The sequence below is a fragment of the Pseudorhizobium tarimense genome (assembly GCF_022968135.1).
Classification (GTDB): Bacteria; Pseudomonadota; Alphaproteobacteria; order Rhizobiales; family Rhizobiaceae; genus Neorhizobium; species Neorhizobium tarimense.
The window spans coordinates 116,167-129,046 of the sequence record NZ_JALJRA010000014.1 but is presented as its reverse complement, the minus strand read 5'-3'; the positions used below and the strand labels follow the sequence as shown (position 1 = coordinate 129,046).

Here is a 12,880-nt window from a genome sequence, read left to right as displayed (position 1 = left end):
CCCAACAGACGGTGGAGGGAAAGCGCCAGAGGATCTCGATCCCGGAGCGGGACCTCTCTCGGCTAAAGGCCATGGCTCTTGAGCAGGGCCTGCCTTACCAGACGCTGATCCATTCAATCCTGCATAAACACGTGTCGAGATTGGTTTGGCCCTGCCAGTAACGTTGCCACTGTCGCTTGCGACGCCTATATCGGTCGTGGTAGACGGCTGCCGCCGGACGTTGTCCGGTCACGATCGCGGGGACGGCCTCGCTCCCTTCACACGGAGTAAGGCAATGGCCTGGACCCTTCTCACCCTTGCGGGGCTGTTCGAAATCGGCTGGGCGATCGGGCTCAAATATACCGAAGGTTTCACCAGCCCTCTCCCAACCATTCTCACGCTCATCTCGATGCTTATTTCCGTCGTGCTTCTCGGTCTCGCCGTCCGAACGCTGCCCGTCGGCACCGCCTACGCGGTCTGGACCGGCATCGGCACGGTCGGCACCGTCATCCTCGGCATCATCCTCTTTGCAGAGCCGGCCTCGGCTTTACGGCTCGCCTGCATCGCAATGATCGTCAGTGGGATCGTCGGGCTCAAGATCACCGCAGGCTAGCGGCCTGGAAATAGCGCGATCGCGAGCGTCGAACGCGGCTCGCCAGCCAGCCGAAACTCGGAGGCGATCCGCGCCGCAATCCGTTCCGCGAGCAGCAAGTCGACAGCGTCTCGGCGCAGCGAGAAGACCGACAGGTCGAAGCTCCCTTCGGCGATCACCTCGCCGTTGCCGACGGCCACAGCCTCGACCGAGACCGTCGCCGCGCGCTTGCCGCCCAGGATTGTCGGGCGCGAGACCAGACGGTCGATGCGGATCGTCAGGATCGTGCGCGGCAGGACGCGCTGGCGGATGGTGGACAGGATCGCCTCGTTCACCAGCCGGTCGGTTTCCGTCACCAGCACCGCCGGTACGTCGCTGCGCGCCGCAACGAAGGCAGCGCGCACGTCATAAAGAAGCGCCTCGTGGCCTGCCGTCGCCGGCTGGAGACGAAACGACACCAGCAGCGGCAAGACAGCCAAAAGGGCGCAAAGCAGAAGCAGGCGGCGAAGCATTGGGTGATCCGGAACGAGTTTCCTGGATCATGCGCAGCGACGGTAAGGAAAGGCTTAAGAGCGAAGGCTGTGGAAGGCCGCGGCAGAGGCTGCGAGTTCCTCGTGACGGCGGGTACGGCGCAGCTGTGCTTCCGCATCCACCCCCCAGTGCTCCTCCGTCCAGTCCTCGTCGAGATGGGCAAGCGACCACGCTTCGTCGGCGGAAATCCTGCCTTCGGCGAAGGCAAGCGCGAGGATGGCCGACCACGTCAGCGACGTCACCGTATGGAGACAGGCAAGCTCGATCGGCGTGGCGTATTTGCGCAGCGTCACGGCAAAGGCGCTGATCGCCTCGCGCGGCTGGTCCCGCGGCATGATGCCTTCAATCAGGATGAAGCGGGCGCCGAGATCGTTGGCCGCCCAGTCGATCAGCGGGTCCCATCGCTCCGACTGGCGCACCACCAGCGCGTCCGGAGCATCGGCACGGTAGCAGAGGAGATCGCTGGAGGAGAAGCGCAGGATGTCCTCGAACACGGCCTGGGGATCGGCAGCAACACCATCGATTGCGGTGTTGACCAGCTTCGTCACCGGCATGGTCGCAGGATTGATGAACTCTCCTTGGGCGGCCCATTCGGCGCGCATCAGCTCGGCAAGCGCGGCAGTTGGCGCGCTCAGCGGGTTCTTCGCCGGCGTACGCACCGGGCGCCCGTCGAGCGCGATGACATATCCGCCTCCCTCGCCGTCCGCTATCGAGACGTCTTCGTAGAATCGCTTCGGCAGCGGCCGCTTCATCTGGATCTGCGCCCGCCGCGTCGGGTCGGGATGGCTCATGCCTTCAGGCGCGTCGAACAGGTCACTCATCTCAAACCTCAACCGATATGGGCAAGCAGCTCTTTCGGGTGGTCAACAACGGCATCCGCCCCGGCGTTCCAAAGTTCATCCACCGAGGCATAGCCCCAGGAAACGCCGATCGCTTTTGCACCTGCCGCCTTTGCCATCTGCATGTCGTATATGGCATCACCGATCACCAGTGTGACGCCGGGGACCATGCCCATCTCGTCGCAGCATTCCGTCACCATGGCCGGGTGCGGCTTAGAGGGGCAATCGTCGGCCGTTCGCGAAACAATGAAGTACTTCCCAAAGTCGTGTGTCTCCAGGATCATGTTCAGGCCCCGCCGGGACTTGCCCGTCACCGCCCCGATCGACAGGTCCTCGCGCGGCCCTATGTCGTCGATCAGTTCTCGGATGCCGGGAAACAGCGGCTCGCGGAAATCGAGATCCTGGCGCACGACCGAAAACAGCGACTTGTAATAGGCCATCATCGCGACCTCTTCGTCGCCGGCATGCGCGCGCCCCAGCATGCGCGCAATGGCAATATCGAGCGTCAGGCCGATGATCGCCTTGGTGTCTTCCACCGTCGGCTCCGGCTTGTCGAAATGCAGGAAGGTCCGGCGCATGGTCTCGTGGATCAGCCCGGCGCTGTCGACCAGCGTCCCGTCGCAATCGAAGAGAACGAGCTTCATTCGTCGTCCCTTCGACCGTTCTCCAGGTCGAAGCCGAGCAGATTCCAGCTCTGAACCATGTGCGGTGGCAGCGGCGCGGTCACCTTCAGGCGCCCGCCGGACGGATGCGGAATGTCGATATGGCGTGCGTGCAGGTGCAGCCGCTTCTGGATGCCGCCCGGGAACGGCCAGTTGACGTCGTCGTCGAAATACTTGGGATCACCGATGATCGGATGACCGATATGGAGCGCGTGGACGCGCAGCTGGTGCGTGCGCCCGGTATAGGGCTCCATCTCGAGCCAGGCCATGGCCTGCGCTGCCGTCTCGAGGACGCGGTAGAAGGAAACCGCATGATCGGCACCCTCCTCGCCATGCTTGGCGATGCGCATCCGGTCGCCGTCCGGCGTCTGCTCCTTCACGAGCCAGGTGGAGATCTTGTCCTCGTGCTTGCGCGGCACGCCCTTCACCAGCGACCAGTAGGTCTTCTTGGTGTCGCGCTCGCGAAACGCCGCCGTCAGCTTCTGTGCAGCGCCGCGGGTGCGGGCAATGACCAGCACGCCGGTGGTGTCGCGGTCGAGACGGTGCACCAGCCGCGGCTTCTCGCCCTTCGGGCTCACCCAGGCATCGAGCATCTGGTCGATATGGCGCGTCACCCCGGAGCCACCCTGCACCGCAAGCCCCGCCGGCTTGTTCAGCACGATCACCTTGTCGTCCTCGTGCAGCACCATGCGCTGCAAAAGCTCGTAGTCGCTCGAATGCTTGAGGTCCTTGCCGGCGATCGGGCCGCCCTTCTTGGCGTCAACGTCAAGCGGCGGCACCCGCACCGTTTGCCCGGGCTGCACGCGTGCGTCCGACTTCACCCGTCCGCCATCGACGCGCACCTGGCCGGAGCGCAGCAGTTTCTGCAGCGCGCCGAAGCCGAGGCCCGGGTAATGGACCTTGAACCAGCGATCCAGGCGCATGCCCGCTTCGTCCGCCTCGACGCGGATGTGCTCGATGCCTGCCATGATGTTCTTTCGTTCTTTTTCAGTTTGACCGGTCTTTAGAACATCGACCGACCGAGCGCCAGCCCGCCCACCACCGCCATCAACGAGATCACCACGCTGCCGAGGACATAAGCCACGGCCGTCCCCGCCGCGCCCCGCTCGAAGAGGGTCAGCGCATCGAGCGAGAAGGCGGAAAAGGTCGTGAACCCGCCGAGGAAGCCGGTGACCAGCAGCAGCCGCATCTCAGCCGAAGCATTCAGCCTGCGCGCGACCAGCTCCGCCAGCAGCCCGATGGCGAACGACCCAACCACGTTGACGATCATGGTTCCCCAGGGGAACGTGGGCCCCAGCGAACGTAGGCTCCAAAGCCCGACCAGGTAGCGCAGCACAGAGCCGGTGGCGCCGCCTGCGGCGACGAGAAAGATAGGCAGCATCAGCAAGTGATCCGAAGAAAGACAGAAAAATGACCAACGATTAAAATGCCGGCAAAATCCTTAACAGGGAACCAAGCCCGGCCCCAGTAGCTTCTAGGCTGGAGCAGTGGATAAAGTCGCATGACCTTGGTTCTTTCAGTTTCCGCCAATACGGCGGCCTATGCAGCGGAGGCTTTGAAGCCTGCGCGGCGGCTGTCTGCCAAGGCGCAGGCTGAAGACATCCGCCTCACCGCAGACCGCGGCGCCCTTCGTGCCGAGACCGGTGATGCGACGGTCGATCAGCTCATTCCTGCCGCCGCCGTGAACCTGGATCTCTTATCGCCCGAACAGCAGCCGCATCAGCGGGCAACATTGGCGCAGGTCCAAGCCGCCTATCGTGACATCGCCGATTAGGCGCAGACGATCCTTCATACACCCAGGATAACCAACCCGAAACTCTGCACGCCGGGAACGAGCCGGCGAAGACCCTCGGGCGCGGCCTGGTAGAGCCGCTTGGCGAACGGCCGGATGACAGGCAGCCAAGCGTCTGCGTAGAAACGCCCTTTCCAGGAGAAGCAAAGCCTATAACCATCGAGCGCCATCGTCCGGTCGCTCCACGACTGCTTATAGTCGCCTTCGCCGCCAAGGAGATCGTAGGTGCTGGCACCATTCTCGATCAACCAGCAGACGGTCATTTCCATCTGCACCTTGCCGGGGGACAGATGCCTGATGCTCCAGTCGAAGCTGCCGATATAGGAGTAATAGTGGCCGTCCTGGAGGAAGCCGAGTTCCGTCGCCACCACCGCATCACCAGCCTTCAGGACGGAAAGGCAGGCGCCGCTAAAGGTGTCCGGATCCCCGGCAAGCGTCGTCAGAAAATACTCGAAGCCGCAGAACGAGAAGCCGCTGCTTGTGCGGCCCGTCTCGTTCAGCCATTGCCGCTTCATCCCCGCGCACTGCCGCACGAGGGAGACGAAGCGGGCATCGTTCGGCCACACCACCTCGAAGCTCAACTCGCCCAGCCTCGCAAGATGGTTGCGTCGCCGATTGCGGTTGCGCTTCTTCAGCTTGCCACCCTGGGAGCGGTAGTCTTCCGCATCGGTGAAAGCCGCCAGGTCAAGAAGCGCGCTCTTGCCCTGATAGCCGCTGATCGTCGGCTGGCTGGCCAGCAGCTTCGCAAGCTTCGACCGCTGCGGCACCGGATGAAAGACCGCAACATCGCAGTCCGGGTCGGCCTCAATGCGGCTCAGCAATGTTCGGGCGATCTTGTCCGCCAGAAGAGCATCGTCGCAGAGGAGATTGCAGTATTGCGAATGGGGTGCGCCGAGGTTCTGCAGCACGCGGATGCCGCTGACCGTCTGGACCATCAGTGGCCAGACCGCCACCATGCTTCCCTCGCACCAGACCGTCTCGATGCGGAATCGCGCCGGTGCAGCCTCGCCGGCGAAGGCCGCCACCCAGCTGCGGCACCAATCGAAACTCTGGAAATAGGTCAGTCGGTCGCCGCACCGCATTTCCAACGCCTTCCATGCCGATGCGACGGCGTCGATCTCGCCAAGGCTGCTCAGCCGCCGTACGGAAAGTTCAACGTCTTTGTCTTCGGTGCGAATGGGAGCCTCACCATCGTCAGCAGAACCGGATGGCGGCCACGTTAGCGCGTGGCCTTAAACAAGACCTTACGATCGCTCGCCAGAACTCGTGCCGGATGCGGCGGCACTCCGAGGGGTGATGCGCTCCAATCGGGCTCCGAGAAGACCGCCCGCTGCGATTGCGGCGGGCGGCATGCCGCGGCCCGCGATCAGTTGTGCGAGTGCCCGCTCGGTGCAGCACTCTTGACCGGCAGCGTCAGGTCGACGCTGCCTGCCTTCTCGAACGTCAGCGTGACGGGCACGCTGTCGCCCTCCTTGAACGGCGTCTTCACCTGCATGAACATCATGTGCAGGCCGCCGGACGTCAGCTCTACGGTCTCGCCTGCCGGGACCGGGATGCCGTCTTCCAGCTTGCGCATCCGCATCACCTCGCCCTGCATCGCCATCTCGTGCAGCTCCACGGCACCGGCAGCGGGCGACGCGGCAGAGACCAATCGATCATCCTCGCCCCCGGTGTTCTTGATGGTGACGAAGCCGCCACCAACCGGCTGGCCCGGCAGCATGGCGCGAACATAGGCGCCGTCCAGTTCAAGATAGCCAACCTTAGAGGGTGTCGCGGCGGCATCATGCGCGTGCATCGCGTCGTGTCCTGAAGCCTCCTGTGCGACAACCGTCACCGTCGGGGCCGGGCTTACCAGCGAATGAGGATTGGTCCCCGGTGCTGCGATGTCTGTCCATGCGACGCTGGCGTCTGCTCCACACATTTGCGTTGCGGGGAAAGCCAGCACCGTACCGTCGGCGATGCCAGAAATCTTTCCGCGCACCCCAAAGGTGTCGTAGTACTCGTCAGGCAGTTCGCCGCCCTTCCAGCGGATTTCGATCGGCCCGCTGGTGACCGTCGTGCCGTTATTGTCGTAGGAGTTCTTGTATTCGCCCTTGACGATCTCGAGCTCCCAGCCGGGCTTTGGCTGCGGCTTGGCGAAAACGAAGCCTTCCGGCAGCTCCATGCGGACTTCGGTGGTGGCCTTGCCGTCGCAGCCGTGCGGCACCTGCAGCGACATCACTACATAGCTGTCGGCGGTGACGGTCGATTCGGTGAAGGTGGCATGCGCAAAGGCTGAGCTCGCGGCAGAGGTCGTCATCGCGGCGGAAAGCGCAAGAATCTTGGTCGTCTTCATAATGTTTATCCCCATCCGGTCGTGGCCTTTCGCCTGCGCCGGGATCAATTGCTGATTGGATGACCAGAATCAGATCGTCTGGGGCGGGCCGCGTGACGTCGGCCGTGCAAGCGCCGTGAAACCGAGCGTAAGCGATGCAATGCGGAGCGGATTGTTCAGGAAGACACGGTCGAGGGGCAGGCCGACATCGCCCGCCGGCGTCGGCAGCGCGACGGAGGCCGCGAGCCTGCAGACTTCGCAGGTGGGATGGATGCCATGGTCGTGATCGTCGTGCCCGACCGCGCAGATGTCGGCAAAGGTGCCGTCCGGCAGCCGATACTGCTCGCTGAAGGCTTCAAGCGGTACCGCCGCCTGAACCGGCTGATGGCCGAGGCCGAGCGACAGGATCATCAGTGCACACAGGGTGTGCAGCATCTTTCTCCATGTCCACGGTCTGGTGATCATTGTCGGGTTCCAAAAGCGTCTGCGTGGCTTATCCCACGGCCATGCAAAGAGCAATTCTCCTCGGCTGCTTCCTTGCGCCGCATCAAGCACTTGGAGTGAGCGATAAGATTCTTGCTGGCAGCGACATTTGACCCTTGCCAAGGAATGGGTCCCACGGATAATGGGCGGCACGTTCGTTGGGAGAAGCCGCGTCATTGCGGTGCCGAAGGAGCAACCGCCCCGGAAACTCTCAGGCAAAAGGACCAGCGCACGGCCTAACAGGACTCTGGAGAGAGGCATTGCCGACAAGGGCGATGCACGCCGAAGGGATAACAATCTCAGGCGACAAGGACAGAGGGGGCTCATGAACCGGGCGCAATTGCGCCGTCAAATGAGCTTATGCGTCTCTATTGCGCAGCCTGGAGGTTATTCTTGGACCACTCCCCCACCCTCAAGCAGACCCCGTTGCACGCTCTGCACCTGTCGCTTGGCGCAAAAATGGTTCCCTTCGCCGGCTACGACATGCCCGTGCAGTATCCGATGGGCGTGATGAAGGAGCACCTGCAGACACGCGCTGCCGCCGGTCTCTTCGACGTCTCCCACATGGGCCAGGTCATCGTTCTCGGTGCATCCTACGAGGACGCAGCTCGGGCGCTGGAGACGCTGGTCCCGGTCGACGTCCTTGGACTCAAGCCCGGCCGCCAGCGCTACGGCTTCTTTACTGCCGAGAACGGCGGCATTCTCGACGACCTGATGATCACCAACCGCGGCGGTCACCTGCTGGTCGTCGTCAATGCTGCCTGCAAGGAGCAGGACGTCGCGCATATGAAGGCGCATCTTGCTGGCTGCGAGGTGACGCTGCTCGAAGACCGGGCGCTTCTCGCCCTCCAGGGCCCGGCGGCCGAACGTGTTCTCGCCTCCCTCTGGGCCGCCGCTGCCGAGATGAAGTTCATGGACGTGCGCGACGCCTTCATCCGCGGCGCCGACTGCATCATTTCCCGCTCCGGCTATTCGGGCGAGGACGGCTTCGAGATTTCCGTCCCTGCGGACAAGGCGGAAGAACTCGCAAAGGTGCTGCTGGCGCATCCGGAGTGCGAGCCGATCGGTCTCGGCGCGCGCGACTCCCTCCGGCTGGAGGCCGGCCTCTGCCTCTATGGCAACGACATCGACACCACCACCACGCCGGTCGAGGCCTCGTTGGAATGGGCCATGCAAAAGGTGCGGCGCCCGGGCGGCGAGCGCGCCGGCGGCTATCCCGGTGCAGGCCGCATCGCGGAGGATTTCGCCACAGGTCCGGTTCGCCGCCGCATCGGGCTGAAGCCGGAAGGCAAGGCGCCGGTGCGTGCCCACGCAGTACTCTATGCCGAGGATTCGCCCGAGTCACCGATCGGTGAAGTCACCTCCGGTACCTTTGGTCCGACGGTCGAGGGTCCGGTCGCCATGGGCTATGTCCCCGCCTCGCTCGCCGAGCCCGGCACCCGCGTCTTCGCCGAGTTGCGCGGCAAGTACCTGCCGCTCACCGTGACCGCACTGCCCTTCATCAAGCCCACCTACAAACGCTAAAAAATTCTCCGGAGAGAACCATGCTGAAATTCACCGCCGAACACGAATGGCTGAAGCTCGAGGGCGATGTCGCAACCGTCGGCATCACCACCCATGCCGCCGAGCAGTTGGGCGATCTCGTTTTCATCGAACTGCCGGAAGTCGGCGCCGAGCTGACCAAGGACGGCAATGCCGCTACCGTTGAATCGGTCAAGGCCGCATCCGACGTCTACGCGCCGCTGGATGGCGAGGTGACCGAGGTCAACCAGGCGATCGTAGACGACCCCTCGCTCGTGAACTCAGATCCCCAGGGCGCTGCCTGGTTCTTCAAGCTGAAGCTCAAGAACCCGTCCGATGCGGATGCCCTGCTTGATGAATCGGCCTACAAGGACCTGATCGGATGAACGACAGCACCGATTTCCACTTCACCGACTACCAGCCCTACGACTTCGCCAACCGGCGCCATATCGGTCCCTCGCCCTCTGAAATGGCGGAGATGCTGAAGGTCATCGGCTATCCCTCGCTCGATGCAATGATCGACGCCACGGTGCCTGTCTCCATTCGTCAGACGGAGCCGCTTGCCTGGGGCGCGGCGCTGACCGAGCGGGAAGCGCTCGACAAACTGCGTGAAACGGCAAACAAGAACCAGGTGCTGACCTCGCTGATCGGCCAGGGCTACTACGGCACCATCACGCCGCCGGTGATCCAGCGCAACATCCTGGAGAACCCGGCCTGGTACACGGCCTACACGCCCTACCAGCCGGAGATCTCCCAGGGCCGCCTCGAGGCCCTCCTCAACTTTCAGACGATGATCTCGGACCTCACCGGCCTCGACGTCGCCAATGCCTCGCTGCTCGACGAGGCAACCGCCGCCGCCGAAGCCATGGCGCTCTGCCAGCGCCAGGCGAAGTCGAAGGCGACCGCCTTCTTCGTCGACAGGGAATGCCACCCGCAGACGATCGCGCTGATCGAGACGCGAGCCGCACCACTCGGGTGGAGCGTGATTGTCGGCGATCCGATGACCGATCTCGATCCGCTCGACGTGTTCGGCGCGATCTTCCAGTATCCGGGCACCCATGGCCATGTGCTTGACTTCACTGGCCTGATCGCCCGCCTGCACCAGACCGGTGCCGTTGCGGCCGTCGCCGCCGACCTTTTTGCACTCACGCTCCTCAAGTCCCCCGGCGAAATGGGTGCGGATATCGCCATCGGCTCTTCACAGCGCTTCGGTGTTCCGGTCGGCTATGGCGGCCCGCACGCTGCCTATATGGCGGTCAAGGATGCCCATAAGCGCGCCATGCCCGGTCGCCTCGTCGGCGTTTCCGTCGACGCACGCGGCAACCGCGCTTATCGTCTTTCGCTCCAGACCCGCGAGCAGCACATCCGCCGCGAAAAGGCGACGTCGAACATCTGCACCGCGCAGGTCCTGCTCGCCGTGATGGCCTCCATGTACGGCGTCTTCCATGGACCAGACGGGTTGAAGGCGATCGCCCAGCAGGTCCACAAGAAGGCCGTGCTGATGGCCAAGGGTCTGGAGAAGCTCGGCTACGCCATCGAGCCCGACAGCTTCTTCGACACCATCACCGTCGAGGTCGGGCACATGCAGGCGCTGATCCTGCGGGCCGCCGTCGCGGAAGGCGTCAATCTGCGCAAGGTTGGCGCGACGAAGATCGGCATATCGCTCGACGAGCGCACGCGGCCCGCAACGCTGGAAGCCGTCTGGCGCGCCTTCGGCGGCAGCTTCAAGGTCTCTGACTTCGACGTCGACTACCGCCTGCCGCAGGAGCTGCTGCGCAAGTCGGCCTACATGACGCATCCGATCTTCCACATGAACCGCGCGGAAAGCGAGATGACCCGCTACATCCGCCGCCTGTCGGATCGCGATCTGGCGCTCGACCGGGCGATGATCCCGCTCGGCTCCTGCACGATGAAGCTCAATGCGACGGCGGAAATGCTGCCGATCACCTGGCCGGAATTCTCCGACATCCATCCCTTTGTGCCGGCCGACCAGGCGCAGGGCTACCGAGAGATGATCGACGACCTGTCCGCCAAGCTCTGCCAGATCACCGGCTATGACGCCTTCTCCATGCAACCGAATTCCGGTGCGCAGGGTGAATATGCGGGGCTCCTGACGATCCGCAACTACCACATTGCCCATGGTGACACGCATCGCGACGTCTGCCTCATCCCGACTTCCGCGCATGGCACCAATCCGGCGTCGGCGCAGATGGTCGGCATGAAGGTCGTGCCGGTGAAGGCCAAGGAAAACGGCGACGTCGACCTCGACGACTTCCGCGCAAAGGCCGAACAGCACGCCGCAAACCTGTCGGCCTGCATGATCACCTATCCCTCGACCCACGGGGTCTTTGAGGAAACGGTCAAGGAGATCTGCGAGATCACCCACCGTCACGGCGGCCAGGTTTATCTCGATGGTGCCAACATGAACGCCATGGTCGGCCTGTCACGGCCCGGCGACATCGGCTCGGACGTCTCCCACCTCAACCTGCACAAGACCTTCTGCATCCCACACGGCGGCGGCGGTCCGGGCATGGGGCCGATCGGCGTCAAGACGCATCTCGCCCCTTACCTGCCTGGTCATCCGGAGCAGGACGGGCGTGAGGGTGCGGTGTCGGCCGCTCCTTTTGGCTCGCCGTCGATCCTGCCGATCTCCTGGTCCTACTGCCTGATGATGGGCGGCGAAGGCCTCACCCAGGCGACCAAGGTGGCGATCCTCAACGCCAACTACATCGCGGCACGGCTAAAGGGCGCGTATGACGTGCTCTACAAGTCGGCGAACGGTCGCGTGGCGCATGAATGCATCATCGACACCCGGCCGCTCAATGTCTCGGCGGGCGTCACGGTTGATGACGTCGCCAAGCGTCTCATCGACTGCGGTTTCCACGCCCCGACCATGAGCTGGCCGGTCGCCGGCACTCTGATGATCGAGCCGACGGAATCAGAGACGAAGGCGGAAATCGACCGCTTCTGCGATGCCATGCTGACCATCCGCGAGGAAGCCCGTGCCATCGAGGACGGTCGAATGGACAAGGCGAACAACCCGCTGAAGAACGCCCCGCATACGGTGGAAGACCTCGTCGGAGACTGGGACCGCCCTTATAGCCGCGAACAGGCGTGCTTCCCGCCTGGCTCCTTCCGCGTCGACAAATACTGGTCGCCGGTCAACCGCATCGACAACGTCTATGGCGACCGCAACCTCGTCTGCACCTGCCCGCCGATGAGCGAATACGCCGAAGCCGCCGAATGACACTGAGCGGGGCCTGCCGGAAGCGAAATGAGCTGGCCGGCCCCGTCTCCTCCGACATGGCTGCCTTCGTCACGTTGCGACCATTCATCTGGCAGACGTTGCGCGACGTAACTTCTAATAATTCTCATATTCAGACTTTTCTGTAAGGAAGTTTCCCTGTCAATGAAACCGACGGGTCATGAGGTTGCCGTCGAGACGGAACTGGCGACGGATCTGCTAGGGGGCTAAGTGCAAGTATCAAGCCTTCCACGGGGCAGCGGCCAGGTGAGCCACATCGTAGACACCTTTGACTGGTCCCGGACATCCTTGGGCCGCAGTCCGCATGGCCGATCTCTCTGAAGGCCATAATCGAATCCTCGGCGGAAAGCCGTCGGTGATCGGCCGTTCCTTCGCCGAGGTCTGGGCCGAAGCGTGGGGCAAGATCGGACCGATCGCCAACTCCGCCTATGCCGGCGAATCCACCTTCATCGAGAACTACCCGCTTGTGATTAACCGCAACGGCTATGACGAGCAGGCGTATTTTACCTTCTGCTATAGCCCGCTGCGTGATGACGAGGGCAAGGTCGCGGGCATGTTCAACACGGTCGTCGAAACCACCGAGACGGTGCGGGCGAAGGAGACGGAAGAGATTCTGCGGCGGGAACTCCTGCACCGTGTCAAGAACACGATGGCGGTCACCAATGCCGTGGTTTCCGCCTCGATTCGTTGCCTCCTGTTTCGACGGGAGGCCGAACCGGAATACGCTCCGGAGGGGGTGACATTCCGTCTGTCGGGATCCTTGCATGCTCATTCCGCCGCAGAACAGCAGGCCTCGGTCTGAGACGGTCGTGCAGGCATCCAGCATTTCCGGTGGATTGCCGAGTTGTTCTTCGGAAAGGCGGGTTTACGTGTCCCCCGTTTGGCTGCTTAGCCTTGCCCTC

General features: G+C 63.4%; 14 protein-coding genes and 2 riboswitches. Of the genes, 6 read left to right on the top strand and 8 right to left on the bottom strand.

Annotation, left to right across the window (positions count from 1 at the left end):
- Positions 1-274 precede the first annotated feature (274 nt).
- Positions 275-592, top strand: a complete 318-nt coding sequence (locus MUU54_RS17550; RefSeq protein ID WP_247245316.1) for a DMT family transporter — start codon at positions 275-277, stop codon at positions 590-592.
- Here MUU54_RS17550 and MUU54_RS17545 read toward each other — a convergent pair.
- The 5 genes from MUU54_RS17545 to crcB are packed head-to-tail and all read right to left on the bottom strand — an operon-like array spanning position 589 to position 3,984.
- Positions 589-1,083, bottom strand: coding sequence for a hypothetical protein (locus MUU54_RS17545; protein WP_247245315.1), 495 nt, complete (start codon positions 1,081-1,083; stop codon positions 589-591). The genes MUU54_RS17550 and MUU54_RS17545 overlap by 4 nt on opposite strands.
- 54 nt (positions 1,084-1,137) lie before the next feature.
- Positions 1,138-1,923, bottom strand: a complete 786-nt coding sequence (locus tag MUU54_RS17540; RefSeq protein WP_247245314.1) for an ATP12 family chaperone protein — start codon at positions 1,921-1,923, stop codon at positions 1,138-1,140.
- A gap of 8 nt (positions 1,924-1,931) precedes the next feature.
- On the bottom strand, positions 1,932-2,585 hold the full coding sequence (locus MUU54_RS17535; RefSeq protein ID WP_247245313.1) for an HAD-IA family hydrolase: 654 nt from the start codon (positions 2,583-2,585) through the stop codon (positions 1,932-1,934).
- A complete protein-coding gene (locus MUU54_RS17530) occupies positions 2,582-3,571 on the bottom strand; it encodes an RluA family pseudouridine synthase (RefSeq protein ID WP_247245312.1) in 990 nt (329 codons plus the stop codon). Before MUU54_RS17530 ends, MUU54_RS17535 begins: the two co-directional genes overlap by 4 nt.
- A gap of 35 nt (positions 3,572-3,606) precedes the next feature.
- Positions 3,607-3,984, bottom strand: a complete 378-nt coding sequence (gene crcB / locus MUU54_RS17525; RefSeq protein ID WP_247245311.1) for a fluoride efflux transporter CrcB — start codon at positions 3,982-3,984, stop codon at positions 3,607-3,609.
- Between the two features lie 120 nt (positions 3,985-4,104).
- On the opposite strand from crcB, the gene MUU54_RS17520 reads away from it, so the two are divergent.
- Positions 4,105-4,377, top strand: a complete 273-nt coding sequence (locus tag MUU54_RS17520; RefSeq protein WP_247245310.1) for a hypothetical protein — start codon at positions 4,105-4,107, stop codon at positions 4,375-4,377.
- Between the two features lie 14 nt (positions 4,378-4,391).
- Here MUU54_RS17520 and MUU54_RS17515 read toward each other — a convergent pair whose 3' ends face one another.
- From MUU54_RS17515 to MUU54_RS17505, 3 genes are all read right to left on the bottom strand, one after another.
- Positions 4,392-5,477, bottom strand: a complete 1,086-nt coding sequence (locus tag MUU54_RS17515; RefSeq protein ID WP_247245309.1) for a GNAT family N-acetyltransferase — start codon at positions 5,475-5,477, stop codon at positions 4,392-4,394.
- A 284-nt stretch (positions 5,478-5,761) separates the two neighbouring features.
- Positions 5,762-6,730, bottom strand: a complete 969-nt coding sequence (locus tag MUU54_RS17510) for a copper chaperone PCu(A)C domain-containing protein (protein WP_247245308.1) — start codon at positions 6,728-6,730, stop codon at positions 5,762-5,764.
- Between the two features lie 69 nt (positions 6,731-6,799).
- Positions 6,800-7,144: a hypothetical protein gene (locus MUU54_RS17505; protein ID WP_247245307.1), complete on the bottom strand. Its 345-nt coding sequence runs from the start codon at positions 7,142-7,144 to the stop codon at positions 6,800-6,802.
- A gap of 197 nt (positions 7,145-7,341) precedes the next feature.
- Positions 7,342-7,429: riboswitch (glycine riboswitch) on the top strand.
- Positions 7,430-7,518: riboswitch (glycine riboswitch) on the top strand.
- Positions 7,519-7,585: 67 nt separating this feature from the next.
- Between MUU54_RS17505 and gcvT the strand changes: the two genes are divergently transcribed.
- The 4 genes from gcvT to MUU54_RS17485 all read left to right on the top strand — a co-directional run bounded on the left by gcvT (position 7,586) and on the right by MUU54_RS17485 (position 12,780).
- The gene (gcvT, locus tag MUU54_RS17500; RefSeq protein WP_247245306.1) at positions 7,586-8,716 is read left to right on the top strand and encodes a glycine cleavage system aminomethyltransferase GcvT; all 1,131 of its coding nucleotides are present in this window, start codon (positions 7,586-7,588) and stop codon (positions 8,714-8,716) included.
- 20 nt (positions 8,717-8,736) lie between these two features.
- Positions 8,737-9,099: a glycine cleavage system protein GcvH gene (gene gcvH / locus MUU54_RS17495; protein ID WP_247245305.1), complete on the top strand. Its 363-nt coding sequence runs from the start codon at positions 8,737-8,739 to the stop codon at positions 9,097-9,099.
- Positions 9,096-11,960 carry an aminomethyl-transferring glycine dehydrogenase gene (gcvP, locus tag MUU54_RS17490; protein ID WP_247245304.1) on the top strand — a complete coding sequence of 955 codons (2,865 nt, stop codon included), beginning with the start codon at positions 9,096-9,098 and terminating at the stop codon, positions 11,958-11,960. The genes gcvH and gcvP overlap by 4 nt, the downstream gene beginning before the upstream one ends.
- Positions 11,961-12,282: 322 nt before the next feature.
- On the top strand, positions 12,283-12,780 hold the full coding sequence (locus MUU54_RS17485) for a PAS domain-containing protein (RefSeq protein ID WP_247245303.1): 498 nt from the start codon (positions 12,283-12,285) through the stop codon (positions 12,778-12,780).
- Positions 12,781-12,880: the final 100 nt, after the last annotated feature.